Genomic DNA, 26,069 nt, shown 5'->3' with positions numbered 1-26,069 from the left:
GAACTCAGCGCACCTTTCCGGCGACCAGATACACCCTGTCGCAACAGAAGTCGCCCCTCTCTCAAAACTCGACAGGTTGTTTTTCTCTTTTCAATCACATGCAAAACGTGTATCGATTGGATATTCCAACCAAGTCATTTTCGAACCATGGCCGCATCTAAGAAGACGTTGACTCCCGCCAGCCGCGAGCGCGTAATCTCCCAGGCGAACTTCTTCAATTCGCTGGCAAGCAGCCTGTTTGCGACCGGGGTCCTCGGCACGCTCGGTGCGATGATCGTCGCATCCAGCCTCTCCAAGGACAGCATCGCGCTCAGCGTGATCTTCGGCGTTGTTTGTTTTGCGGGCTGCTTCGGCCTACATATATTGGCGCAGCGAACCCTTGGAGATTTGGACGAGAAATGACCTTTCTGCTTTTCGCCACTCCCGTCATCGGTACGATCGTCATCGTCGCCGGTGTCCTGCTGTCCCGTAGGTTCATGCCGCTCAGGTATGAGGCAGCCGAGGCAGCGCCGGAAGGTGCCGCGCAGCAAGACGCCGCCGTTCAGATTGCCTCTAAAGCCGAGGTAAAGAGCACCTACGCCGCAAAACCCCTGCTTCAGGTCAAGCTGAAGGGCCGCGGCCTGCGCAAGAGCGTCATCGTCGAGGTTCCGGTGCCGAGGGAAGAAGCCCGTCGCTGAGCCCGAAGCAGCGCGCCATCCCGTGTCGTGATTTCGTTTCTGCAACAGCCGTTCCGCAAATTCGCGTGAGGCCGGCTGCGTCTCTTGTTATCGTCGGGCAAATCAATCAAACATTCAGCATGCTTCGTTTATCGAAGAGCGCAATGCCAAGTTAGGCTGTTGCTCTGACGCCTGGGGGGCCAGCCGTCAAGCGCGATCGGGCGGGAAGAACAACGTGCAGGATCCTGAAACTCCGGAAAAGCAGCCGAAGAAGAGCAAACATCTTCTGCTGAAGATCGATTCCTGGATCGATTCGACGGTCTGGAATGCCGGCTTCCGCTCTGCCGAAATCTGGGAAGACATCACCATCTTCTTCCGCCGCTTCCGCGTTCGCGGCTGGAAGCGCATCGTCTTCGAACTCGGCGGCGAAGGCCTGACGCTCGGCTCGGTCGGCGCCGTCCTGATGCTGGCGCTCGCCCAGCCTGCTTTCGAGGCAACCAAGGAAGACTGGCGCAATCGCGGCGATTTCGCCGTTACCTTCACCGACCGCTACGGCAATGTCATCGGCCATCGCGGCGTCATCCACCAGAACTCGGTGCCGATCGACGAGCTGCCCGACAGCCTGATCAAGTCGGTGCTCGCCACCGAAGACCGCCGCTTCTTCGACCATTTCGGCATCGATGTCATCGGCCTGTTCCGCGCCCTTGTCACCAATGCCCAGGCCGGCGAAGTCGTGCAGGGCGGCTCGACGCTGACGCAGCAGCTGGCGAAGAACCTGTTCCTTTCCAACGAACGCTCGATCGACCGCAAGATCACCGAAGCCTTCCTGGCGCTGTGGCTGGAGGCCAATCTTTCGAAGAAGGAAATCCTCTCCACCTATCTCGACCGCGCCTATATGGGCGGCGGCACCTTCGGTGCGGCGGCGGCCTCGCAGTTCTACTTCGGCAAGAGCATCACCGACGTCAATCTGGCCGAAAGCGCCATGCTGGCCGGTCTCTTCAAGGCGCCGGCGAAATATGCGCCGCATGTCAATCTTCCCGCCGCGCGTGCCCGCGCTAACGAGGTTCTCACCAATCTCGTGCAGAGCGGGCTGATGACAGAGGGCCAGGTGATCGCGGCGCGGCGCAATCCGGCGACCGCGATCGACCGCAACGAGCAGGAAGCCCCCGATTTCTTCCTCGACTGGGCCTTCGACGAAGTGCAGCGGCTTGCTTCGCGCTTCCACCAGCATTCGCTCGTCGTGCGCACCACCATCGACATGGGCATTCAGCAGGCGGCCGAGGATTCGGTCGAGACGTCGCTGCGCGAATATGGCGAGAGCTATCACGCCAAGCAGGGCGCGATGGTGATGATCGAAAACGGCGGCGCCGTGCGCGCCATGGTCGGCGGCCGGGATTACGGCGAAAGCCAGTTCAACCGCGCCACCAAGGCGCTGCGCCAGCCGGGCTCCTCCTTCAAGGTCTACACCTATTCGGTGGCCATGGAGAGCGGCATGACGCCGAAGACGACGATCATCGACGCGCCGATCAGCTGGGGCAACTGGAGCCCGCACAATTACGAAAACCGCTATGCCGGGCGCGTGACGCTGGAAACGGCGATTGCCCAGTCGATCAACACCATTCCGGTGCGTCTCGCCAAGGAAAAGCTCGGCATCCAGCCGATCCGCGCCATGGCGAAAGCGATGGGCGTGGAATCGCCGGTGCGCGACGACGTGACGATCCCGATCGGCACATCGGAAGTGACCGTCCTCGACCAGGCGACGGCCTATGCCGTCTTCCCGGCCGGCGGCTACCAGTCGCGCCGCCACGGCATCACCCAGATCCTCGATTACGACGGCGACGTACTCTACGATTTCGACCGCGACGAGCCGCCTGCAAAGCGGGTGCTCTCCGAAAAGGCCGACGATGAGATGAACCAGATGCTGAGCCGCATCCCCTATGTCGGCACCGCCCGCAAGGCGGCACTCGACAATGGCATCGTCACCGCCGGCAAGACCGGCACGACCCAGGCCTATCGCGACGCCTGGTTCGTCGGCTTCACCGGCAATTACACGACCGCCGTCTGGTTCGGCAACGACGACTATACCTCGACCAACAACATGACCGGCGGCTCCCTGCCCGCCATGACCTTCAAGCGCGCCATGGACTACGCCCACCAGGGCGTCGTGCTACGCCCGATCCCCGGCATCGAAAACCCGCTGCCCTCCCCCAAGGACGCCGCCAAGACCGCCGCCGCCAAACCCGCCGACGGCACCCCGCAGCTGGTACGCCCGCGGATGCTCTCGGTGGAGAGCACGAAGATCTTGAAGGACCTCGGCGAGAAACTGAAGGATGCCGCGCCGCTCGAGGCGCAGAAGGTTGCGAGTGTGGAGTGAGGTTGGGGCCTGGCACGCGTAGGTGCCCCCTGCAGCGCCCACCCAACACTCCCTTATTCCTGTGGCCTTAGGTCTGCGCCCACGGGATGTCCACAGGCAACCAGCAGCCGCGCGTCTGCGTGGCTAAGGACTCTTTTCAGCACAAGAACGCAGCCCGCCTCGACATCCCTAGTGCAATCCCTACCGGCCATTCCACCGCCGGATCACTGGCTCCGTTAGATCATGCTCATAGCCGAGCACGCTGACACTCGCCGTATCCAGCACGAACTTCTCGCCACCCTCAGGCGGCAGGCCGAGCCAGCGGGCGGCCAGCACGCGGAGGAAGTGGGAGCTGGAGAAGATCAGGACCGGGGCGTTGAGGGTGCGGAGTTCGGCGATGATGCGGTCGGCGCGGGCGCCGGTGGTGGTGGCGGTTTCGCCGTTGGGGCAGCCGTCGCGGAAGAGTTGCCAGCCGGGGCGGCTCTTCAGGATCTCCTTGGTGGTAATGCCTTCGTAGTCGCCGTAGTCCCATTCGGCCAAATCGTCCTTGATGACGGCGTTGGCGCCGAAACCCGAGAGGGCGCAGGTGTTGCGGGCGCGCCCTGACGGGCTTGACCAGACGGCGGCGGGAGTGATCCCGGCAAGGCGGGACGCGAGGCCGCGGGCGGCTTCCTCGCCTTTTGCGGTCAGCGGGATGTCGCTGCGGCCGGTGTGGCGGCCGGAGAGGCTCCACTCGGTTTCGCCGTGGCGCACAAGGGTGATCTCGGGATAGGCCATGGCTGCACCTTAATATGCGAAAGCGCGGCCTTGAAGCCGCGCCTGATGTTTAGAACGTGATCTTTTCGAGCGGTGGGCGGACCGCTTCGAATTCCTTGAGCCTGGTTTCGGCCGCCGGGATATAGTTGCGGTTATCGGGCGTCGAATACTGGTTCTTGGTGATCTGGATCTGCATGATGAAGAGCTCGTCCCAGCGGAAGCCAATCTCGGAGCCGGCGAGGTAGAATTCCCACATGCGGAAGAAGCGTTCGTCGTAAAGCGCAACGGCTTCGGCCTTGCGCGCCACGAAGCGCTCGCGCCAGGCACGCAGCGTATAGGCGTAATGCAGCGGCAGAACCTCGACATCGCGCACCAGCAGCCCGGCCTTTTCGATTGCCGGGATGGTTTCGCCGATCGAGGGAATATAGCCCTGGGGGAAGATATATTTCTCGATGAAGGCGTTGGTGGCGAAGCTCGGCTTCGGGCGGGCGATCGAGTGCAGGACCATGACGCCGTCATCGGCGAGCAGCTCGTGCACCTTCTTGAAATAGCCGGGGAAATTGCCGATGCCGACATGTTCGAACATGCCGACCGAGACGATGCGGTCGAAGGGCTCGGCCTTCATCGTCCGGTAGTCCTGCAGCTCGAAGCGGACGCGATCGGCGATACCGCGCTTTTCGGCCCGGTCGCGCGAGATCTTCAGCTGCTCTTCGCTGAGCGTGATGCCGGTATGATCGAGACCCGGCGTCGCCTCGGCGATATAGAGCCCCATGCCGCCCCAGCCGGAGCCGATTTCGAGCACACGCTGGTTCGGCTCAAGCAGCATCTTGGCGGCGATATGGCGCTTCTTGGCGACCTGCGCCTCTTCCAGGCTGATGCCCGGCGGGTCGAAATAGGCACAGGAATACTGCCAGTCCTCATCGAGGAAGAGCTCGAACAGGCGCTCGGACAAGTCGTAGTGATGGGCGACGTTGCGCTTGTTGTGATTGACGGGAAGCCGGCTCTTCAGCTGCTGCAGGGCAATACGGCCGATGAGGAGCGCCGCCATCGGGATATCGAAGATCTCGTTGGTGGTGTTCTGCTTCACCATGGCGAGGAAGTCGTAGATGTTGCCGTGTTCAAGAATGAACCGGCCATCCATATACATTTCGCCAAGCTTGAGGGTGGGGTCGCGGCGGATCAGCTTTTCCGCCTCCTCGTCGGCGATGCGGACAGCGACGAAATCGCCGCTGCCATCCCCGACCGTATGTGTCTCGCCGTTGGCGAGTGTAAGCTTCAGGTTACCCTTGCGGATGATTTTCTGGACAATCGATAGAAATCCCGACGCCATGATAAGGCCTCGCAATGTGACAGGACGGTCACATCAACTTAATGCGTCCCTTTCGTCTGACAAGCGCACAGTTTAGCACTCCGGCAACAACGCTGCCAAAGTGTGACATTTTTGCAAATGCTAGTCCTAAGTGCTTATTTTCGCTTCATGGCTTCGGCCAGGGCGGCGCCGAATGCGCCCTGACTTTCCTGTTTTGGCGGTGCGGAGCGCGAAGAATTTTGCGACCGGGGCGCGTTGTTTGCCCGCGACTCGCCCCGCGGCGGGGGTGCGCCGGCATCGTCCTTGCGCATCGAAAGAGCGATGCGCTTGCGCTTGGCATCGACTTCGACGACGCGCACCTTGACGACATCGCCGGCTTTGACGACCTCATGCGGATCCTTGACGAAACGGTCGGCGAGCTGGGAGACGTGAACCAGACCGTCCTGGTGGACGCCGATATCGACGAAGGCGCCGAAGGCCGCGACATTGGTGACGGTGCCTTCCAGCGTCATGCCGGGCTTCAGGTCGGAGATCTCGTTGATGCCTTCGGCGAAGGTCGCGGTCTTGAAGCTCGGGCGCGGGTCGCGGCCGGGCTTGTCCAACTCGGCGATGATGTCCTTGACGGTCGGCAGGCCGAACTGCTCGTCGATGAACTTGCGCGGATCGAGGCCCTTCAGCAGCACGCTGTCGCCCATCAGCGAGCGCAGGTCGCGGCCGCAGGCGGCGACGATCTTCTTGGCGACGCCATAGGCTTCCGGGTGCACGGAGGAGGCATCGAGCGGCTCCTTGCCGTTCGGGATGCGCAGGAAGCCGGCGGCCTGTTCGAAGGTGCGGTTGCCGAGGCGGGCGACCTTCAGGAGGTCCTTGCGGCTTTCGAAGGGGCCGTTCTGATCGCGGTGGACGACGATGGAATCGGCGATCGAGCGGCTGAGGCCGGACACGCGCGATAGCAGCGGCGCGGAAGCCGTATTGAGATCGACGCCGACGGCGTTGACGGCATCTTCGACGACGGCATCGAGCGAGCGGGAAAGTTTGCCCTGGTCGACATCGTGCTGGTACTGGCCGACGCCGATCGACTTCGGCTCGATCTTGACGAGCTCGGCGAGCGGATCCTGCAGGCGGCGCGCGATGGAGACGGCGCCGCGGAGCGAAACGTCGAGATCGGGGAATTCGGCAGCGGCCGTCGCCGACGCCGAATAGACGGAGGCGCCGGCTTCCGAGACGATGACCTTGGTGGGCTTGGCGCCCGGAAGCTCGGCCAGCATGTCAGCCACTAGCTTTTCCGTCTCGCGGCTGCCGGTGCCGTTGCCGATCGAGATCAGCTCGACATTGTGCTTGCGGATCAGCGAGGCGAGCTCGACCTGGGCGCCGCGCACGTCGTTTCTCGGCTGGAACGGATAGACGGTGGAGGTGGCGACGACCTTGCCGGTGCCATCGACGACCGCGACCTTGACACCGGTACGGATGCCCGGATCGAGGCCCATCGTGGCGCGCGAGCCGGCGGGGGCCGCCAGCAGCAAGTCCTTGAGATTGCGGGCGAAGACATGGATCGCCTCTTCCTCGGCGCGCTCACGCAGTTCGCGCATCAGGTCGAGCGACAGCGACATGGAGAGCTTGACGCGCCAGGTCCAGGTGGCGACATCCATCAGCCAGCGGTCGCCCGGGCGGCTTGCGCCGATCTCGTAGGCGTTGGCGATCATCCGCTCGACCGGCTTGTTCGGCGATGCGGTCTCGGCATCGGCCTCGATCGTCAGCGTCAGCACTTCCTCGTTCCAGCCGCGCAGCATGGCGAGCGCGCGGTGGCCCGGCGCCGTCGCCCAGCGTTCGGAATGGTCGAAATAGTCGGAGAACTTCTCGCCGGCCGCCTGCTTGCCATCGACGACCTTGGCCTTCAGGAGGGCGGCGCTGCGCATATGGGCGCGCAGCTTGCCGAGCAGATCGGCATTTTCGGCGATGCCTTCGGCGACGATGTCGCGGGCGCCTTCGAGCGCCGTCTTCACGTCGGGGACGTCGGCGGTGATATAGGCTTCGGCGAGCGTTGCCGGCTCCTTCGAGCGGTCGGCGAGGATGGCTTCGGCGAGCGGGCCGAGGCCGCGTTCGCGGGCGATCTCGGCGCGGGTGCGGCGCTTCGGCTTGTAGGGCAGATAGAGATCTTCGAGCTCGGCCTTGGTGGCGGAGCCCGAGAGCTTGCCCATCAGCTCGTCGGTCATCTTGCCCTGCGAGGTGATGGATTCGACGATGGTGTCGCGGCGCGCCTCGAGTTCGCGCAGATAGACCAGCCGCTCGGCGAGATCCCGGAGCTGCGTATCGTCAAGCCCGCCAGTCACTTCCTTGCGGTAGCGGGCGATGAACGGAACGGTCGCGCCCTCATCCAGCAACTCGATCGCCGCCTTGGCCTGATCCGGCCGGGCATTGATTTCCGAGGCGATGACTGCGGAGAGCGAACGAAGATCTGCGGCCATGGGATGTCCTGAGCGTTGACGAAAGTTGCGGGACCATAGCGGCGAAAAACGGCAAGGCAATGCCCGAGGGCGGTTTCCACAAGGGAGTACCGCCTGTTCACAAGTGTTTTCGCCCGGAGCCCCCTCATCCCCGGTGCAACGAGTTGCACCTGAAACCTTCGGGCCACCTTCTCCCCGCTGGGGAGAAGGGAACGGAGGCGGCGCGGCATGTCCCTTCTCCCCCGCGGGGAGAAGGTGGCGGCAGCCGGATGAGGGGGCCAACGGCAGAAGGCTGACGAAATGCCCTCCCCTCCCCACCGCGCGGCGTTTTTGCGGTTGTGCAGATGCGGCATTCTTTGGTAGCAGAGGCGACCGTTTTGGACCGTCCCGAACCCGGTGACGCAAGGAAAAGTGACATGCCTGATCTGCTTCTAGAACTCCGCTCCGAGGAAATTCCGGCCCGTCTGCAGCGCAAGGCTGCCGGCGACCTGAAGAAGCTCGTTACCGATGCGCTTGTCGAAGCCGGTCTTTCCTATGAAGGTGCGCGCGAATACTGGACGCCGCGCCGCCTGACGCTCGATATCCGCGGCCTGACGGCGCGCTCCGCCGATGTGCGCGAGGAGAAGAAGGGCCCGCGCACCGACGCCAACGAAAAGGCGATCGAGGGCTTTCTGCGCAGCGCCGGGCTTTCCTCCATTTCCGAGGCGCAGGTTCAGAGCGATCCGAAGAAGGGCGATTTCTACATTGCCGTCATCTCGCGCGCCGGCCGCGCGGCGGAAGAGATCATTGCAGGCGTGATGCCCGGCATCATCCGCGATTTCCCGTGGCCGAAGCCGATGCGCTGGGGCAAGGCTTCCGCCAAGCCCGGCTCGCTGCGCTGGGTGCGCCCGCTGCAGTCGATCGTCTGCACCTTCGGCACCGAGCACGAAGAAACGACCGTCATCCCCTTCGAGATCGAAGGCATCGTCGCGTCGAACGTCACCTACGGCCACCGCTTCCATGCGCCTGAGGCCATCACCGTCAAGCGCTTCGACGACTATGCGGCCAATCTGGAGAAGGCCAAGGTCATTCTTGATGCCGAGCGCCGCAAGGAGATCATCGCCTCCGACGCCGCCAATCTGGCATTCGCCAGCGGCCTTGAGCTGGTCGAGGACGAAGGACTGCTCGAGGAGGTCTCCGGCCTCGTCGAATGGCCGCAGGTGCTGATGGGCGCCTTCGAGGAAGACTATCTGTCGATCCCCTCCGAGATCATCCGCCTGACGATCAAGACCAACCAGAAGTGCTTCGTGACCCGCAAACAGGGTGAAGAGACGCTTTCGAACAAGTTCATCCTGGTTTCCAACATCCAGGCGACCGATGGCGGCAAGGAAATCATCCACGGCAACGGCAAGGTCGTGCGCGCCCGCCTTTCCGACGCGCTGCATTTCTGGAAGCGCGACCAGGGCAACCTGCCGGACCTCGAAACGCTGGAAGCTTCGGCAAAGGCGTTCGATCTCGACCTCAAGAAGCCGCTCGACCAGCGCATGGCGAAGCTCGATGCGCTGAACGTCACCTTCCAGGCGAAGCTCGGCACGCAGGGCGAGCGGGTGCAGCGCATGCGGGCCATGGCTGCGAAGATCGCCTTTCCGCTTAGCGCCGACCACAAGCTGGTCGACCGGGCCGTCGTGCTGGCCAAAGCGGATCTGCGCACCGAAGCCGTCGGCGAATTCCCGGAACTGCAGGGCGTCATGGGCCGCAAATACGCGGCACTCCAGGGCGAAGATACCGCCGTTTCGACGGCGATCGAGGACCACTACAAGCCGCAGGGCCCATCCGACCGGGTGCCTGACGACAAGATCGCCATCAGCGTCGCACTGGCCGACAAGCTCGACACGCTGATCGGTTTCTGGGCCGTCGATGAAAAGCCGACCGGCTCCAAGGACCCGTTTGCGCTGCGCCGCGCCGCGCTCGGCGTCATCCGCATCATTCTGGAGCGCAACGTTCGCCTCACGCTCTTGCCGCGGATCGTTAGCCATATGGGCCGGATCGATGACGACATCGCCGATAAGGCCGGCGTACCGAGGGCGGAGCAAGGCGCAGACCTGTCCCGCCAGCTCGACCTGCTGTCGTTCTTCCACGACCGCCTCAAGGTCTATCTGCGCGATCAGGGCGCCCGCTACGACCTGATCGACGCCGTGTTGACGCCGGAGACGGACGATCTCCTGATGATCGCCCGCCGCGTCGAGGCGCTGACGGCCTTCATCACCTCCGAGGACGGCAAGAACCTGCTTGCCGGCACCAAGCGCGCCACACAGCTGCTCGCCGCCGAAGAGAAGAAGGGCACCGTGGTTGCCGACGGCGTTTCCGAACCGCTCTTGAAGCTCGAAGCCGAGAAGGAGCTGTTTGCGGCTGTCGCCCACGCGTCCGCCGAGGCTTCGGCTGCGATCGTCAACGAGGATTTCCGCTCGGCGATGGCCGCGCTGTCGAAGCTGCGGGCGCCCGTCGACCGCTTCTTCGAGGACGTGCTCGTCAACGACGAGGACGCCGCGATCCGCGCCAACCGTCTGGCGCTGCTGCGGCTGATCCGCGAGGCGACGGGTACGGTTGCCGACTTCTCGAAGATCGCCGGGTGATCCACATTCTGCCGTCATCCTCGGGCTTGTCCCGAGGATCTACCGGCCGAACCGTATCGTGAAACTGCAGATCCTCGGGACAGGCCCGAGGATGACGTTGGGAGAGACGGGTGAAGGCCTATAATATCGAAGTCCTCCCGCAATCCGTTTCCGAGGAAGGGCCGCGTGGCGGTGGCTGGTGTTTCGGCCTGCCGCCTGGCATCGTCGAGGAGCAGTGGCCGCTGGATGCCAATACCGGCTATCCGCTGCAGCATGGGTTCACGCTACTGTTGCCTGCGGAATACCGCGGCTTCGGGCCCGATATCGTCGCCCTCTCCTTCTTCGGCAGCGCCCATGACGAAGACGAAGGGCGGGTTGGCGAGATTGCGGCGCTGGTCGCCGATGCCGATGCGAAGGAACCCAGCGACAGCGATCTCTATCCCTTCTGGATGAGCGAGCGGCTGAGCCATCCGCGGCTTTACCGGATCGCCGATTTCCTCGGGCGCTCGCATGCGGTGATCCTGCTCACCGAAGCGGAATTCAACGCGCCCTTCTGCCAGCCGCCGCGACTGAGGCCGAACAAGTATCGCGACCGTATCCGCCGTCCCGAATGGCTGGCGCGCGGTGCTGCCGCCGTCTACCTCGACGATCAGACCGAGAATTACGGCCTGCTGCAGATGCTCGGCGACACGGAGCATGCCGACCTCTTCTATAACCGCGCTCTCGATGTGACGCCGCGCGCCGAAGACCCGAATGCGGGCATTGCGCCGCGCGACGAATGGGCGGCAGCGGAGACGGGATACCAGGCCTTCTACTACTGGGAGGGCGACGAAGTGGAGGAGGAGAACTACCGCGAGCATGCCTGGGCGGCCGATCACCTTCCAGATCATATCGGCGGCTCGATGCGCCCGGCGCAGAACATCCCCGATATCAGCCCGTACTATATCGAGTTCGAGGAATATCTGGGGGGATTCAATTTCGGTGGCGGCAATGCCTGGCTGGATTTGCAGACAATGAGCTTCGACTGGGCGCAGTAGGCGCCGGCACAAACGTTCAAGACCGCGCCACCGCCCTGATCTACCACTGCCCGGCAAGATGGAGATCAAAATGGCCGAGACCAAGACATATAGCGCTATCAATTTCGCCGAGAAACTCTCGAAATTCAGCGACCAGTGGCAGCCGCGGGTGATCGCGGAGCTGAACGACTACCAGTTCAAGATCGTCCGCATCGAGGGCGATTTCATCTGGCACGACCATCCGACGACCGACGAGGCATTCCTGGTGCTCGAGGGCGTACTGCGGATCGATCTGCCTGACGGCGCCGTCTCGATCGGGCCAGGCGAAATGTATGTCGTGCCGAAGGGCATCAAGCATAAGCCCTATGCCGCATCCGAGGTGAAGATGCTGCTGATCGAGCCGCGCGGCACGCTGAACACCGGCGAGGAAGGCGGCGAGCGCACGGCAAAGAGCGATCTCTGGATCTGACGAAGGCGGCTGGCGGAGAAGACCGCCAGCCTGCCGTTGCGGCTGATATCACCGCTCCTTCTGCATCTTGGCGATGGTGAGCGTTTCGTCGGCGCGGCCATAGCCGCCGTCGGCCACTTCATCGACGAGGACCATCGTGTAGGGGCGCACGCCCTCGCCGAAATAGCCGACGAAGATGGCGGTGGTCTTGTGGATGAGGTCTTCCTTCTGCTCGGCGCTCATCGTTCCCTGCGGAACCTTGAAATTGGCGAATGGCATGGTCGTCTCCTTGGTTGGACCGGTTGATGACCAGAGGCTACGCCGCCGCTATGCATACTTGAAATCGATAGTCGATATATGCATTCATCCATGTCATGGATTTGCATGGTATCGATCTCAACCTGCTCGTCGCCTTCGATGCGCTGATGCAGGAGCGCAGCGTCACCAAAGCAGGCATCCGCATCGGCCGGACGCAGCCAGCGATGAGCGCCGCGCTCTCGCGTCTGAGGGCGCTGTTTCAGGACGAGCTCTTCGTGCGCGGCGTGGATGGACTGCAGGCGACGCCGCGGGCGGTGGATCTGGCGGGGCCGCTGCAGCAGGCGCTCACGGAGATCCAGAGGACGCTCTCCTTCACGCAAAGCTTCGAGCCCGGGACGGCCCGGCTCACCTTCACGCTCGGGCTTTCCGATCATCCGGCCTTCGTGCTGTTGCCGCAGCTTGTCCGGCGGCTGCAGGAGATCGCGCCCGGCATCACGCTGCAGGTCCGCAATTTCAGCGCCCGCGACGATGCCGTCGACATGCTCGATTCAGGCGCGGCGGATGTGACGATCGGCGTGCCCCCGGCAGCGGCGGGGCGGATCCTCAACCAGCCGCTGTTCGAGGAGCGCTTCGTCTGCATCCTGCGCAAGGGACATCCGGCAGCGGCGGAGACACTCGATCTCGATACGTTCCTGACGCTCGGGCATCTGCTGGTCTCGCCGGAGAATGACCGGTTCGGGCATGTCGATACGGCGCTTGCGAAACACGGCCTGAAGCGCCGGCTGGCGCTGACGCTGCCGCATATGTATGCGGCCCCTCTCCTCGTCGCGCAGTCCGACATGATCGCGACGCTGATGGCGGGTGTCGTCAAGGCATCCGGGCGGGAGAGCGAATTGCGGCTGCTGGAGCCGCCGGTCGAGCTGGCGCCTGTGCCCTTCGTGATGTCCTGGCACCGGCGCAACGACGCCCATCCGGCACAGCGCTGGTTTCGCGAGATGATTGCGGCACTGCCGGTTGCGGACGCTTCTCCAAAATGACACGGCCGCCGGATTGCTCCGGCGGCCGCTAATGCTGGTCTTGATGAAAATGTCTGTAATAAAAACTCAGGCTGCGCGGCGGTGCTGGACGGCCGGGGCGGCATGGGCAGCATTGCCGATGCGGAAGCCGCGGATCAGGCCGAGCAGTTCGTCGGTATCGGCAGCCAGCGTTTCGGCCGAAGCGGTGGTTTCTTCCGCCATCGCCGCGTTCTGCTGGGTTGCCGCATCGAGCTGGTTCATCGAGGACGAGATCGAGCGCAGCGTGGTGTCCTGCTCGGAGGCGCTGTGGGCGATCTTGGCGACGATTTCGTTGGCCGACTTGATCTGGTCGGAGATGCGCTTCAGGGCCTCGCCTGCTTCGCCGACCAGACGGACACCCTGGTCGACCTGGCTGGAGGAACGGGCGATCTGATCCTTGATTTCCTTGGCGGCAGCGGCAGAGCGCTGGGCCAGTTCGCGGACTTCCTGAGCGACGACGGCGAAGCCCTTGCCGGATTCACCGGCACGCGCTGCTTCGACGCCTGCGTTGAGTGCGAGCAGGTTGGTCTGGAAGGCGATCTCGTCGATGACGCCGATGATCTTGCTGATCTCTTCGGAGGACTTCTCGATGCCGCTCATCGCGGTGATCGCTTCGGTGACGACTGCATCGCTGCGGCTGGCTTCGGTGCTGACTTCGCGAACGCGCTGGCTGGCCTCGTGTGCACCTTCCGCCGTCTGGCGAACGGCGACGGTGAGCTCGTCGAGAGCGGCCGAGGTTTCTTCCAGGCTTGCGGCCTGGCGCTCGGTGCGCTGCGACAGTTCGTTCGAGGCGCGGCGGATCTCTTCCTTGGCGACGCCGATGTCACCGCCCTTGGCGCTGACCTTGGCCATCGCCGCTTCGAGATGCTGGAGAGCATCGTTGAAGTTGTGGCGGAGCGCTGCATACTTCTGGCCGATATCGGCGCAACGGACGGTCAGGTCGCCGCGAGCGATCTGCTCGAGGGCTTCGCCGATCGTGGAGACGACGCGGGCCTGGGCCGAGGCTTCGTCCTGCTGACCGCGCAGGTTGGTCTCGCGCTCGGTTTCCAGCGCCAGGGCCTGAACCGCTTCACGCTCAGCCATCGCATGGCGCTCGCGGATCTTTTCCTGCAGCGACTGGGTGGCCTTGGCCATCATGCCGATCTCGTTGTTCATGCCGGTATGCGGAATGACAACCGAGACATTCTCATCGGCAACTGCCTGCAGCGTCTTGTGCACGTCCTTGAGCGGGCCGGAAATGCCGCGGATGACGACATAGGCAGCGATGACCGCGAGAACGAAGAGGATGAGGCTGGCAGTCAGGGCCTCAAAGACCTTGCCGCGGATCTGGGCGTCGAGATCGTCCATATAGACGCCTGTTACAACCACGACCTTCCAGGGGTCGAAGGCGAGCGCATAGGCGGTCTTGCGGAAGTCGCCTGCCGGCTGGCCGGGCTTGGCTGTCGAGTAATATTCGACGAGGCCGCCGCCCTGCTGGCCGAGCTTGACCAGCTCTTCGCGGTAAAGCTTGCCCTTGCTGTCCGGCTGGCCCTTGTTGAACTGGCCGACCTTCGAGGCGTCGTAGTGGAACATCATCTGGATGTCGTAGCTATAGCCGAAGAAATAGCCATCCGGATCGTATTTCATGGCGTTCAGCGTGGTGTAGGCCTGCTTCTGGGCGTCTTCCAGCTTCAGCTCACCGGAATCGACCTTCGCCTGGTACTGCTTGAGAACGGAGACAGCCGACTGGACCTCCGAACGGAGCATGTCGTAGCGCTCCTTATAGATCGCGTTGACCGAGGACCGGACCTGCAGCGTGGTGGCGATCGCAAAGGCGAGCATCAGGCCGGTAACCAGCAAAATCAGTTGTTTTGAAATCTGCAATTTTTTCATAATGCCCCGCAGCGGAAAAGGACGAAAAGGACTCCGGCGCGGTGTGATACCGCCTGTGTCAGCAGGTCTGGACGACCGCTTAAACCGCTGCTCAAGAACATGCAGCGGCCGGCAGGTGGACAATGGCATGCGAACGGCTAAAAAATCCTTAAAAATCAGTAGGTGTTCGCAGAAAAATCATTATAAATCATGAGCTTAACTCGATTCACCGGGCAAATGCCCGGTGATATCAGGTCAGCGGATTTCGGATGCTTCGGCGGCCTGAAATCAGGCCGCGCGGCGTGCCGTTACCGGGGCGGCATGGGCAGCATTGCCGATGCGGAAGCCGCGGATCAGGCCGAGCAGTTCGTCGGTATCGGCAGCCAGCGTTTCGGCCGAAGCGGTGGTTTCTTCCGCCATCGCCGCGTTCTGCTGGGTTGCCGCATCGAGCTGGTTGATCGAGGACGAGATCGAGCGCAGCGTCGAGTCCTGTTCGGACGCGCTGTGGGCGATCTTGGCGACGATTTCGTTGGCCGACTTGATCTGATCCGAGATGCGCTTCAGGGCTTCGCCTGCCTCACCGACCAGACGGACACCGTGGTCGACCTGGCTGGAGGAACGGGCGATCTGATCCTTGATTTCCTTGGCGGCAGCGGCCGAGCGCTGGGCCAGTTCGCGGACTTCCTGAGCGACGACAGCGAAGCCCTTGCCGGATTCACCGGCACGCGCCGCTTCGACACCTGCATTGAGAGCCAAGAGGTTGGTCTGGAAGGCGATCTCGTCGATGACACCGATGATCTTGCCGATTTCATCCGACGACTTCTCGATGCCGCTCATCGCGGTGATCGCTTCGGTGACGACAGCATCGCTGCGGCTGGCTTCGGTGCTGACTTCGCGAACGCGCTGGCTGGCTTCGTGCGCGCCTTCCGCGGTCTGGCGAACGGCGACGGTGAGCTCGTCGAGAGCGGCCGAGGTCTCTTCCAGGCTGGCAGCCTGGCGCTCGGTGCGCTGCGACAGTTCGTTCGAGGCGCGGCGGATCTCTTCCTTGGCGACGCCGATGTCGCCACCCTTGGCGCTGACCTTGGCCATGGCCGCTTCGAGATGCTGCAGGGCGTCGTTGAAATTGTCGCGGAGTGCAGCGTATTTCTGGCCAATATCGCCACAGCGGACCGTCAGGTCGCCGCGAGCGATCAGTTCGAGCGCCTGGCCGATGGTGGTGACAACGCGCGTCTGGGCCATGGCCTCGTCGCGCTGACCGCGCTGGTTGGCTTCACGCTCATTGTCGAGCGCCATCTGCTGGGCGGCTTCGCGCTCCGACATGGCGTGGCGTTCGCGCACCTTCTCCTGCAGCGAGCGGGTGGCGCGGGCCATCATGCCGACTTCGTTGTTGAGACCGGTATGCGGGATCGCGGCATCGACGCGCTCATCGGCAACGGCTTCGAGAGCCTGGTGCACATCCTTGAGCGGGCTGGAAATGCCGCGGATGAAGTAGAAGGCAGCGCCGATGCCGGCGAGGAAGACGATGCCGCAGGCAATCAGGGCCTTCCACATCGTTGCGTTGATCTGCGCCTGCAGGTCATCGAAATACACACCGCAGCCGACGACGAGCTGCCAGGGGGCGAAGGCCTTGGAATAGGCGCCCTTGAGGAAGACGTCGCTGTCGGGCTGGCCGGGCTTGTTCCAGAAGTAGATGGTCTGGCCGCCGCCTGCCTTGCCCTTGTCGACCATTTCCTGGCTGAAGTGGGTGCCGCGCTTGTCGACCTGGCCGCTCATGTCCTTGCCGATATTGACCGGGCTCGGATGGAAGCGCTGGACGACGTCGTAATCGAAGCCGAAGACATAACCGGCCGGCTCGAACTTGACCTTGGAGAGAACCTTGAAGGCTTCGGCCTGGGCGGCCTCATGCGTCATCTCGCCGGACTGTTCGCGCTCGTAATAGGTATTGAGCACCGAAATGGCGCTTTCGACCTGCGTGCGCAAGAGATCGAAGCGGTCGTCATAGATCGACTGGGACGTGGTGCGGATCTGAAAATAGGTGGCAACGGCGAAGGCCGCCATGAGCACACCGACAAGAGCGAAAAGCTGGTGGGCAATCTTGAGCTTTTTCATAATTGTCTCGTGAAAGTGGTGAATTCGCAAAAACACCGGATCGGGTAAACTCCCGTCCTTTGCGCGTGTCACCACGCACTTTCAGCAAGCGCAATCATGCTCGCTCCGGTCCTCCGGTGGCTAGAATTATGGTCAATGGTTAAACGATGAATTAACGATATCGGGGCCGGGAACGGTCAATTATGAGTCCCGTTTTTTCGCATAAGCGCATGCGTTGCATGAGTAATTTATCATTCAATCAAAATAAAGAATGCGCCCCTGCTTCTCTCAGGAGCGCATTCAATCCGCGCTAAGCGGACCCCAGCGATCAAACCTTGACCGGATCAGGGGCAGGGAACTTGTGGCTGCTCAATCACGCAACTTGAAATCAGAAATGTCCAACGGCGCGATTTGTTCCGCCGGAGCCGCCATGCCTGCCATCGCCGGTTTGGCGTCGAGGCCGATCACCGAGGTGGTGGAAGTCGGGTCGATGCCATCTGCGGGCGTTCCGGTCTTGTTGAAGGCCTGGACCACATCAGGCGTCGCCTTGGTGACGAAGACGACGGGTGAGCCGCCCATCCAGCCTTCGGTGCGGTAGAGCTTCTTCTGGCCGTCGATATCACGCAGTTCGCTCGCCTGCAGCGCGCCCGGCGCCAGCGTCGGGACGGTGTAATCCTTCTTGCGCTCGGAGACGGCGAGCGGCGGGCAGCTGGTGCAGGTTTCCTTGAGGATGCTGCCATTGCCTTCCGGCGCGGAAGGACGCACGACATCGATGGACGATGCCATGGCCGAACCGGCGATAAGGGCGATTGCCGCACCGAGGATGAACTGACGCATGAACGCTACTCCGTCTGACTATGAACAGGAGAATAGCGCGTCTTTATTTCCATCCGGTCAGGGGAAAGGGTAAAAATTTAGCGAACTGACCCGATTTCGGGCCAGCCTTACGCCTTTTCGCGCTCGACCGCGCGCCAGCCGATGTCGCGGCGGCAGAAACCGTTGTCCCACTCGACCTGATCGAGCAGCGCATAGGCATGGCGCTTGGCATCGCTGACGCTTTCGCCCGTCGCCGTGACGTTCAGCACGCGGCCGCCGGTGGCGACCAGCTGGCCGTCCTTCAGCGCCGTACCGGCGTGGAAGACCTTTGCCCCCTCGCCTGCCGCCGGCAGAGAGCCGATCGGCGTGTTCTTGTCGTAGGCGGCCGGATAGCCCTTGGAGGCCATGACGACGGTGAGAGCCGGATCATCGCTCCATTCGGCGGAGACCTGATCGAGCGTGCCATCGGCGCAGGCAAGCAGCAGCGGCAGCAGATCGCTCTTCAGGCGCATCATCAGCACCTGGCATTCCGGATCGCCGAAGCGGACATTGTATTCGATGAGCTCCGGGCCCTTGGCGGTGATCATCAGACCGGCGAAGAAGACGCCCTGGAACGGATAGCCGCTCTCGGCCATGCCGCGCATCGTCGGCTCGATGATTTCCTTCATCGTGCGCTCGACCATTTCCGATGTCATGACCGGCGCGGGGGAATAGGCGCCCATACCGCCGGTATTGACGCCGGTATCACCCTCGCCGACGCGCTTGTGATCCTGAGCGGTGGCAAGCGCCAGCGCATGCTTGCCATCCGACAGGCAGAAGAAGCTTGCCTCCTCGCCATCGAGATAGGCCTCGACCACGACTTCGGCACCGGCAGCGCCGAATGCGCCTTCGAAACAGTCGTCGACGGCGGCGAGCGCCTCATCGACGGTCATCGCCACAGTGACACCCTTGCCGGCTGCCAGGCCATCGGCCTTGACGACGATCGGCGCGCCCTGCTCGCGGATATAGGCCTTGGCCTTCGGCGCATTGTTGAAGCGCTGATAGGCGCCGGTCGGGATGTCGTAGCGGGCGCAGATATCCTTGGTGAAACCCTTGGAGCCCTCGAGCTGGGCGGCGGCGGCCGACGGACCGAAGACCTTGAAACCGGCAGCACGCAGCGTATCGGAAAGACCGGCGACGAGCGGCGCTTCCGGACCGACGACGACGAAATCGATCGCCTTTTCGCGGCAGAAGGCGACGACGGCATCCTGGTCTTCGGTGTTGACGGCAACGAGCGTGGCATGCTCGGCGATACCGGGATTGCCGGGCGCGGCATAGAATTCCGTCAGCAGCGGCGACTGCGCCAGCTTCCAGGCGAGAGCGTGCTCGCGGCCACCCGAACCGATCAACAGAACCTTCATGCCCGATCCTTTCCGTTTTCCGCTTGGCGGTTAAGGGGCGGGAGGCGAAAGGTCAAGTGTTGGAGGCTTTCAAGCAGACTTTATCGGCGAGGTGTGTGCCGTGTGGCCCCCTCATCCGCCCTTCGGGCACCTTCTCCCCGCTGGGGAGAAGGGGAAAGCCGCAGCGTCTCCGTCCCTTCTCCCCTGGGGGAGAAGGTGGCCCGTTAGGGCCGGATGAGGGGGCTCCCCGGCAAAACGCGCACTACCACCCCCCGCCACCGCCGCCGCCACCGCCGCCGCCGGAGGAGCCGCCGCCGCCGGAGAAACCGGAGGAGGAGCTGGAGGGAGGTGGGGACGGGATGGTCGAGGCGATGGTGGAGGCCATCGAGGAGGAGAAGCCGCCGATGCGATCGGAGAAGCTGCCGCTGTTGAAATTGCCGGAATACCAGGCCGGGCTATAGGCGACGGCGCCGGCTGCAGCGGCCGCCAGCCAGGTTTCGAAGGTCTGGCTCCAGGGCTTTTCGACGCCGAGCGCCACCGCATAGGGCAAGAGCTTCTCGAAATGCTGCGGCGACATCTCCGGCGCGCCCGCCATGTTCATGCGGTCCTTTTCGGCGAGCGTCAGATATTGCCTGAGGCCATCGATGCCATCCATCATCTTGGCGCCGAGCATGGTCGGCGCGCCCATGATGAAGACGTAGAGCATGTTGAGGAAGACGATGCCGCCGACGGCAAAGAGCATCGGCGTTTCGTGAAATTCCATCAGCGACGAGAATAGCGCCAGCGCCAGCGACGAGACGATGGAGAAGCCGATGAAGCCGGCAATGCCGATCGCCACGACCGACATGATCTTCGCGCCGAGCGAATGGCCGCGCCTGAACGACTTGGCAAAACCGGCGACGAAAAGCGAAAGGAAAGCGACAACGGCGATAGGGACGATCATCAGCGCGATCGTATCCGGCTGCAGCGAGCCGAAGACGAAGAGGATGATCAGCACCGCGACGCTGAGCACCACGCCGCCAATCACATAGCCGGTATTGGCGTTGTAATATTTGCCGCGATGTTCGCGCTCTATGGCGGAGCGGAAATTCTGGCCGACGGATTTGACCCGCTCGCCATTGGCCTTGTCGATGGTCAGCGATCCGCGGCTGCCGACGGCATTCAGCAGGCTCGCCTCGCCCGCCTCGAACTTCTGGCCGACGTTGGGTTTGTCGGTGCGGCGGATGACGATCGACTGCTTGAGATCCTCGAGCACGACGAAGCCACGCACCGCAAGGTTCAGTGCCGTGGCCGACAGCGCCGTCCAGCCCTGGCCGGAGAAGCCCTTGTTGTCGATGTAATTGACGAGCGCCGGCGAGATATTGTCGGGCGCATCCCAGCGCGGCACGACGACACCGCGGGCCGGATCGCGCCCGACCTTCAGCCAGGAGCGGGTGTAATAGAGGAAGACCAGCAGCAGGCCGCCGAAGCCGATGAAGTAGTCGCGGTTATCCTTCAGCCACCACATGTTCTGATCGGATGAGCTCGGCGGATCGATGGCGCCCTTCGGGAACTTGACGGCGATCGTCAGGCCCTCTTGCGCATTCAGCGGCTGCGTCGTCGAGAAGACCGGGCGGGTGTTGCTGCCGGAGACGCGAGCGTTCCTGTCCTTCGCGCCGAGCGGCCCGGTGAAGAAATTGGTGTCGGTGGCCGTCACACCTTCCGGCAGATTGACGGTTGCCGTCGCCGCCATGATCGGGAAGATCCAGCCATTGCCGGTGACGTTCCAATAGAGTTCGTCATGATCAGGGAAATAACGGATCTGCCGGTTCGTCCGGTAGGTGAAGACATATCGATGGCGGCCGGGCGAGAGCATCACGTCTTCCGAGCCCGCATAGATGCGGATGCCACCCGATATCGATTCCGTTTTCCAGGGCTCGTCCTGACCGTCGCGGGTGACCGAGACGACATCGAAATCGACGCTGCGGAGACGGCCGTTCTCATCGGTGAAAGTCAGCGGGAAATCGCGGAAGATGCCGCGGCGGATGCGGTTGCCTTCGGCATTGACGGTGATGGTCTCGGCCACCGTCATCGCCCCGGTCTTTTCCAGCCGGATATCGGAATTGAAGGAGGAGATGATCTCGGCGCCAAGTGCCGTGCGCACCGTCAGCGCCATGAAGAGCGCCAGGCACACACCGAAAGACCGCAGGATCATTCCACCCCTCCCCGATCGCGGCAGCTGCCGCTTTGCTATCTCAACTTTCGTTGGCGTAGGTGACGCCGAGTGCTGCGAGCATGCGCCAATAGGCGGGAACCGTCTTGCCGACGCAATCCGGATCCAGAATGGTGATGCCGTCGATCTTCAGGCCCGCCAGCGCAAAGCTCATGGCGATGCGGTGATCGGCAAAGGTGTCGATCGCGGCAGGCAGATGCTGGCCGGCGAGATCGGGATCGGCATTGACGATCAGGTCGTCACCTTCCTCGCGGGCGAGATCGGCGCGGATCTGCGTCAGGCCGGTCGACAGCGCGCGGATGCGGTCGCATTCCTTGACGCGCAGGTTGGCAATGCCGACGAAGCGAACGGGCGTGTTGTTGAAGGCGGCGAGGACGGCGAGCGTTGGCACGGCATCCTGCATCTGCGAGCCGTCGATTTCGGCCGGCAGGTTCGGGAACTTGGCGATGACGTCGTAGGCCTTGGCATCCGGCTGGGTGAAGGCGGCGTTGGGCACGCCGAGATCGATCCTGCCGCCGGTCAGCACTTCGGCCGCCCAGAAATAGGTGGCGGCGGAGGCATCGGGCTCGATGACGAAATCGACGGCGGTATAGCCTGTTGGTTCGACCTGCCAGGTGACGGGGCTGGTCTTTTCGACCTTGGCGCCGAACGCGCGCATCGCCGCCGTCGTCAGGTCGATATAGCCGAGCGCGCCGATATCCTCGCCGAGAAGCTCAATGGTGACGGGCTTGCTGCCACCGGCGGCCATCATCAGGAGGGCCGAGACATACTGGCTGGAAAGGCCGCCATCGATCTCGATGCGGGTGGCGTCGAAAGTGCCGGTGCCATTGATCTTGACGGGCGGGCAACCGGTTTCGGTGCTGGCATCGATGCCGAGCGTGCGCAGCGCATCGACGAGCGGGCCGATCGGGCGCTTGCGCATATGCTGGTCGCCATCGACGATGACGGTGCCATCGACGAGTGCGGCAGCGGCCGTCAGGAAGCGCGTTGCAGTGCCGGCATTGCCGAGGAACAGCGGCTCCTTCGGCGGCAGAAGCTTGCCGCTGCCCGTCACCACGAAGCTCGTGTCATCAGGCTCGTCGATCTTGACGCCCATGGCGCGCAGGGCGTCGGCCATATAGCGCGTGTCGTCGCTCTTCAGCGCGCCGGTCAGCCGGCTGGTGCCCTTGGCGAGACCGGCCAGCAGCAGCGCCCGGTTGGTGATCGACTTCGAACCCGGCGCCACGGCGCGCCCTTCGAGCGGAGCCTTGACCGGGATGATGGTGAGTTTCTTATCTGTACCCATTACGCTGTATTCCATCCATTGCGCTGCCGTGACCGGCCCTGCTCATAGCAGCTTTTGCGCAAAGACAAACGTCAGAATTTGACCTGCGGGACGGCGCGATCCGCCTCGTTGGTGATCTCGAAATATTCCTTCTTCTGGAAACCGAACTGACCGGCGACCAGATTGGACGGGAAGCTCTCGACCTTGACGTTCAGATCGCGGGCGGCACCGTTATAATAACGGCGGGCCATCTGGATTTCGCTTTCCATGGTTTCCAGCGAGCTCTGCAGCTCGGCAAAATTCGCGTTCGCCTTCAGATCCGGATAGGCTTCGGCAAGCGCGATGACACGCCCGAGTGCGGCGCCGAGCAGACCTTCGGCCTGCGCCCTGCCAGCCACATCGCCCGCGGGAACCGCCTGCGCCTTGTTGCGCAATGCCACCACCTCTTCCAGCGTGGTCTTTTCGTGGGTGGCGTAGCCCTTCACCGTCTCGATCAGGTTCGGGATCAGATCCGCACGCCGCTTCAGCTGCACATCGATACCCGACCAGGCCTCTTCCGCCATCTGCCGAGCCCGCACGAGGCCGTTGTAGATGAATATGGCGTAGAGGGCGATCAGTACGATCAAGCCGAGAATGATATACATCGCGAATCCCCCGCAACGGAAATAGAGTTGCGGCGAGACTATGCATGTTGCGAAGAATTGTCATCCGGGAACTCACGCGATCGTGAGCTCCCTAAAGCGGTGATTTATGCGGCGTCTTTCGCGAGGTTGACCCCACCAGCATCCGTCAGCAAAAACGCTTCGCCGCAAGCCTTGGCGAGCGTGCGGACGCGTAGGATGTAGCCTTGCCGTTCGGTGACCGAGATGACGCCGCGGGCGTCGAGCAGGTTGAAGACGTGGGACGCCTTGATGCACTGGTCGTAGGCCGGGAAGACGCATTTGTGGAGGCGCTGGTTGTCGGCATCGCCGGGGGCGCCGGCGGCGAGCAGCGCCTGGCATTCCTTCTCGGCATCGATGAAGTGGCGGTGCAACATCTCGGTATTGGCGAATTCGAAGTTGTGGCGGGAATATTCCTGCTCTGCCTGCAGGAAGACTTCGCCATAGCTGATCTTCTCGTCGCCTTCGCGGCCGTTGAAATTCAGGTCGTAGACGTTATCGACGCCCTGGACATACATGGCGAGGCGCTCGAGGCCGTAGGTGAGTTCGCCCGCAACCGGCGCACATTCGATGCCGCAGACCTGCTGGAAATAGGTGAACTGCGAGACTTCCATGCCGTCGCACCAGCACTCCCAGCCGAGACCCCAGGCGCCGAGTGTCGGGCTTTCCCAATCGTCCTCGACGAAGCGGATGTCATGCAGCAGCGGATCGAGGCCGATGGCGGCGAGCGAGCCGAGATAGAGCTCCTGCAGGTTCGGCGGGTTCGGCTTCAGGATGACCTGGTACTGGTAATAGTGCTGCAGGCGGTTCGGGTTTTCGCCGTAGCGGCCGTCGGACGGGCGGCGCGACGGCTGCACATAGGCGGCCTTCCACGGCTTCGGGCCAAGGGCGCGCAGCGTGGTTGCCGGGTGGAAGGTACCGGCGCCGACTTCCATGTCGTAAGGCTGCAGAACCGCACAACCCTTGTCCGCCCAGTAATTATGCAGGGTCAGGATCAGCGCCTGGAAGGAGCGCTTCGGATTCATATGGTCGGGGATCGATGCAGACATGGGAATTCACCGTTGCTTATTTTGCCGGGACAGGTGCCACGGCGGGGGACAAGGGTCAATAGATAACGTATGATCGCAATGGTTTCGAACGGATACAGGCCATGAACGTCAAGACCACAGTGACGCTATCGGATGAGGACCTCCGCTTTGCCGAGGAACTGGTGGAAGCCGGGCGCTTTCCGAGCGTCTCCGACGTGATCGGCGAAGGGCTGGCGCGGCTGCGGCTTGAAGAGAGCGGCGAGGACGATCCGGTTGCCGGCATGGCGGATGAAATCCGGCGGCGGATGGAATTGCCGCGGGATCAGTTCCTGCCCTGGGATGGCGAGGTGATCGCCAAGCGGATCAAGGAGCGGCTTGCTCAAAAGCGCGGCGAATAGGCCGCATGGCATACACGATCACGCAGCATCCGCTCGTGGAAGGCGACCTTCTTGGCGTCGCCGAGCTTGTTGCCGATTATGCCGGGATTGAGGTTGCAAACCGCAAGGTCGACGAGATCGTCGATTTCATCGACCGGCTGGCGGATCATCCGCATATCGGCACTGTCAGAGAGGATCTGTTTCCCGGGCTGCGCGCCATTCCGGCCTCGAAGAAGGCGGTCGTTTGCTTCACCGTCGATGACAGCGAGAAAGAGATCCTCGTGATCTGCATCAGTTACGCGGGGTCGGACTGGCAGGCGAAAGTTCAGGAACGCCGTTAGGGCTTCGGTCCCTACCCCTCACTCATCCTCCCGCTTCACCCGGTACTCGCCGGTCACCGGATCCTTCACCAGCGTGCCGACGGCACCTGTCTGGCGTTCCCTTTCGGTGCGGCGGGATTTTTCCTGGAGGCGCTGGGCGTCGGAGATGAAGCGGCGGTAGAGCCACCAGCCGGCGCATATCAGGATTGCAATCGTAACAAGCTGCGCCATGGCCCCCTCGCCTATCTCTTCTTATAGCCCGTAGCGGCTCCACAATGCCTTTTCTTCGGCTGTTTCGACAAGTCCCGCCGCAAGACCTGATGCCGCACCTTCGAGCGACATGGTGGAGATGCCGGGAACGCGGCGGCCGAATAGGCCGCGGGCGGCAGTGACGAGCTCCAGCTTGGTCTTGTGGCCGTAGCGCTTCTTCAATTCCTGGCGCATGTCGCCGAGGCCGTCGATGAGGCCGAGTTCGAGGCCGCGGGTACCCGTCCAGAAGAGGCCGGAGAAGACGGTCTCGTCATCCTTCAATTTGCCGGCGCGGCGCTCGCGCACCATCGAAATGAAGACCTGGTGGATTTCGAGCTGCAAGGTCTTCAGGTACTCGATGTCCTTTTCCTTTTCCGGCTGGAAGGGATCGAGGATCACCTTGTTCTCGCCGGCGGTATAGACGCGGCGCTCGACGCCGATCTTCTTCAGGAGCTCCGGAAAGCCAAAGCCGCCTGAGACCACCCCGATCGAGCCGACGATCGAGGTCGGATCGGCGATGATCTCGTCACCGGCGAGCGCGATCATGTAGCCGCCGGACGCGGCGACATCCTCGACGAAGACCAGCACCTTCTTCTGCTTTTCGCGCGCGAGCTCGCGGATGCGGGTGAAAATCAGGCGCGACTGGACGGGCGAGCCGCCGGGCGAATTGATGGAGATCGCCACAGCCGGCGCATCCTTGGCGGAGAAAGCCTTTTCCAGCATCGGGGCGACCGAGGCGAGATTCAGCGCCGGACGGAACTGGTTGCCGCCGCTCATGATGGCGCCCTGCAGCCTGACGACGGGGATCACCACCCCTTCCTTGCGGAAGCGCTTCGGCATCAGCTTTCTCAAAAATCCGGCCATTTCAAATCCTTCTTCGCATTTCGGCGTCGCAATCCATGTATGCAGCGCAACGGCAAACACAATGGGAGAGCGCCGAAAA

General features: G+C 62.9%; 23 protein-coding genes. 9 read left to right on the top strand and 14 right to left on the bottom strand.

What is annotated here, in order from left to right:
* Positions 1 to 147: 147 nt before the first annotated feature.
* From ACQZ5H_RS01610 to ACQZ5H_RS01600, 3 genes are all read left to right on the top strand, one after another.
* Complete coding sequence (locus ACQZ5H_RS01610; RefSeq protein ID WP_449096545.1) at positions 148 to 402, top strand: hypothetical protein; 255 nt, start codon at positions 148 to 150, stop codon at positions 400 to 402.
* Positions 399 to 677, top strand: a complete 279-nt coding sequence (locus ACQZ5H_RS01605) for a hypothetical protein (RefSeq protein WP_449096544.1) — start codon at positions 399 to 401, stop codon at positions 675 to 677. The genes ACQZ5H_RS01610 and ACQZ5H_RS01605 overlap by 4 nt, the downstream gene beginning before the upstream one ends.
* A gap of 214 nt (positions 678 to 891) precedes the next feature.
* Positions 892 to 3,030 carry a transglycosylase domain-containing protein gene (locus tag ACQZ5H_RS01600; RefSeq protein ID WP_130278670.1) on the top strand — a complete coding sequence of 713 codons (2,139 nt, stop codon included), beginning with the start codon at positions 892 to 894 and terminating at the stop codon, positions 3,028 to 3,030.
* A gap of 180 nt (positions 3,031 to 3,210) precedes the next feature.
* Here the strand turns inward: ACQZ5H_RS01600 and ACQZ5H_RS01595 are convergent, their stop codons facing one another.
* From ACQZ5H_RS01595 to ACQZ5H_RS01585, 3 genes are all read right to left on the bottom strand, one after another.
* The gene (locus tag ACQZ5H_RS01595) at positions 3,211 to 3,786 is read right to left on the bottom strand and encodes a histidine phosphatase family protein (protein WP_449096543.1); all 576 of its coding nucleotides are present in this window, start codon (positions 3,784 to 3,786) and stop codon (positions 3,211 to 3,213) included.
* Between the two features lie 49 nt (positions 3,787 to 3,835).
* Positions 3,836 to 5,095, bottom strand: coding sequence for a class I SAM-dependent methyltransferase (locus ACQZ5H_RS01590; protein ID WP_449096542.1), 1,260 nt, complete (start codon positions 5,093 to 5,095; stop codon positions 3,836 to 3,838).
* A 134-nt stretch (positions 5,096 to 5,229) separates the two neighbouring features.
* Positions 5,230 to 7,536: a Tex family protein gene (locus tag ACQZ5H_RS01585; RefSeq protein WP_449096541.1), complete on the bottom strand. Its 2,307-nt coding sequence runs from the start codon at positions 7,534 to 7,536 to the stop codon at positions 5,230 to 5,232.
* 395 nt (positions 7,537 to 7,931) lie between these two features.
* Here ACQZ5H_RS01585 and glyS point away from each other — a divergent pair, with 395 nt between their 5' ends.
* From glyS to ACQZ5H_RS01570, 3 genes are all read left to right on the top strand, one after another.
* Positions 7,932 to 10,127 carry a glycine--tRNA ligase subunit beta gene (gene glyS / locus ACQZ5H_RS01580; RefSeq protein WP_449096540.1) on the top strand — a complete coding sequence of 732 codons (2,196 nt, stop codon included), beginning with the start codon at positions 7,932 to 7,934 and terminating at the stop codon, positions 10,125 to 10,127.
* A 110-nt stretch (positions 10,128 to 10,237) separates the two neighbouring features.
* Positions 10,238 to 11,143 (top strand): hypothetical protein, encoded by a 906-nt coding sequence (locus ACQZ5H_RS01575; RefSeq protein ID WP_449096539.1) that lies wholly within the window; start codon positions 10,238 to 10,240, stop codon positions 11,141 to 11,143.
* A 70-nt stretch (positions 11,144 to 11,213) separates the two neighbouring features.
* A complete protein-coding gene (locus ACQZ5H_RS01570) occupies positions 11,214 to 11,591 on the top strand; it encodes a cupin domain-containing protein (protein ID WP_413709068.1) in 378 nt (125 codons plus the stop codon).
* 48 nt (positions 11,592 to 11,639) lie between these two features.
* Here ACQZ5H_RS01570 and ACQZ5H_RS01565 read toward each other — a convergent pair whose 3' ends face one another.
* Positions 11,640 to 11,849 (bottom strand): tautomerase family protein, encoded by a 210-nt coding sequence (locus ACQZ5H_RS01565; RefSeq protein ID WP_112719292.1) that lies wholly within the window; start codon positions 11,847 to 11,849, stop codon positions 11,640 to 11,642.
* Positions 11,850 to 11,944: 95 nt separating this feature from the next.
* Between ACQZ5H_RS01565 and ACQZ5H_RS01560 the strand changes: the two genes are divergently transcribed.
* On the top strand, positions 11,945 to 12,865 hold the full coding sequence (locus tag ACQZ5H_RS01560; protein WP_449096538.1) for a LysR family transcriptional regulator: 921 nt from the start codon (positions 11,945 to 11,947) through the stop codon (positions 12,863 to 12,865).
* Between the two features lie 66 nt (positions 12,866 to 12,931).
* Here ACQZ5H_RS01560 and ACQZ5H_RS01555 read toward each other — a convergent pair whose 3' ends face one another.
* The 8 genes from ACQZ5H_RS01555 to ACQZ5H_RS01520 all read right to left on the bottom strand — a co-directional run bounded on the left by ACQZ5H_RS01555 (position 12,932) and on the right by ACQZ5H_RS01520 (position 24,201).
* A complete protein-coding gene (locus ACQZ5H_RS01555; protein ID WP_199626536.1) occupies positions 12,932 to 14,755 on the bottom strand; it encodes a methyl-accepting chemotaxis protein in 1,824 nt (607 codons plus the stop codon).
* Between the two features lie 267 nt (positions 14,756 to 15,022).
* Entirely contained in the window at positions 15,023 to 16,843 is a 1,821-nt protein-coding gene (locus ACQZ5H_RS01550) for a methyl-accepting chemotaxis protein (protein WP_449096537.1), read from the bottom strand.
* A 348-nt stretch (positions 16,844 to 17,191) separates the two neighbouring features.
* The gene (locus tag ACQZ5H_RS01545) at positions 17,192 to 17,659 is read right to left on the bottom strand and encodes a plant virulence effector HPE1-like domain-containing protein (protein ID WP_112719274.1); all 468 of its coding nucleotides are present in this window, start codon (positions 17,657 to 17,659) and stop codon (positions 17,192 to 17,194) included.
* Between the two features lie 107 nt (positions 17,660 to 17,766).
* On the bottom strand, positions 17,767 to 19,038 hold the full coding sequence (gene purD / locus ACQZ5H_RS01540) for a phosphoribosylamine--glycine ligase (RefSeq protein WP_112719273.1): 1,272 nt from the start codon (positions 19,036 to 19,038) through the stop codon (positions 17,767 to 17,769).
* Positions 19,039 to 19,279: 241 nt separating this feature from the next.
* Positions 19,280 to 21,211 (bottom strand): DUF2207 domain-containing protein, encoded by a 1,932-nt coding sequence (locus tag ACQZ5H_RS01535; RefSeq protein ID WP_449096536.1) that lies wholly within the window; start codon positions 21,209 to 21,211, stop codon positions 19,280 to 19,282.
* Between the two features lie 40 nt (positions 21,212 to 21,251).
* Positions 21,252 to 22,514 carry a 3-phosphoshikimate 1-carboxyvinyltransferase gene (locus ACQZ5H_RS01530; protein ID WP_449096535.1) on the bottom strand — a complete coding sequence of 421 codons (1,263 nt, stop codon included), beginning with the start codon at positions 22,512 to 22,514 and terminating at the stop codon, positions 21,252 to 21,254.
* Between the two features lie 71 nt (positions 22,515 to 22,585).
* Positions 22,586 to 23,137, bottom strand: a complete 552-nt coding sequence (locus ACQZ5H_RS01525) for a LemA family protein (protein WP_449096534.1) — start codon at positions 23,135 to 23,137, stop codon at positions 22,586 to 22,588.
* A 104-nt stretch (positions 23,138 to 23,241) separates the two neighbouring features.
* Complete coding sequence (locus ACQZ5H_RS01520) at positions 23,242 to 24,201, bottom strand: glycine--tRNA ligase subunit alpha (protein WP_112719098.1); 960 nt, start codon at positions 24,199 to 24,201, stop codon at positions 23,242 to 23,244.
* Between the two features lie 101 nt (positions 24,202 to 24,302).
* Here ACQZ5H_RS01520 and ACQZ5H_RS01515 point away from each other — a divergent pair, with 101 nt between their 5' ends.
* Positions 24,303 to 24,578 (top strand): ribbon-helix-helix domain-containing protein, encoded by a 276-nt coding sequence (locus ACQZ5H_RS01515; RefSeq protein ID WP_449096533.1) that lies wholly within the window; start codon positions 24,303 to 24,305, stop codon positions 24,576 to 24,578.
* 5 nt (positions 24,579 to 24,583) lie between these two features.
* Entirely contained in the window at positions 24,584 to 24,898 is a 315-nt protein-coding gene (locus ACQZ5H_RS01510; protein ID WP_449096532.1) for a type II toxin-antitoxin system RelE/ParE family toxin, read from the top strand.
* Positions 24,899 to 24,916: 18 nt separating this feature from the next.
* Here ACQZ5H_RS01510 and ACQZ5H_RS01505 read toward each other — a convergent pair whose 3' ends face one another.
* Positions 24,917 to 25,108 (bottom strand): NfeD family protein, encoded by a 192-nt coding sequence (locus ACQZ5H_RS01505; RefSeq protein WP_112719101.1) that lies wholly within the window; start codon positions 25,106 to 25,108, stop codon positions 24,917 to 24,919.
* Positions 25,109 to 25,129: 21 nt separating this feature from the next.
* A complete protein-coding gene (locus ACQZ5H_RS01500; protein WP_112719261.1) occupies positions 25,130 to 25,990 on the bottom strand; it encodes a S49 family peptidase in 861 nt (286 codons plus the stop codon).
* Positions 25,991 to 26,069 lie beyond the last annotated feature (79 nt).

It is taken from the genome of Rhizobium sp. 21-4511-3d, from assembly GCF_053522545.1.
Note: the sequence above shows the minus strand (reverse complement) of the source record. Positions and strands in the feature narration are given on the sequence as shown.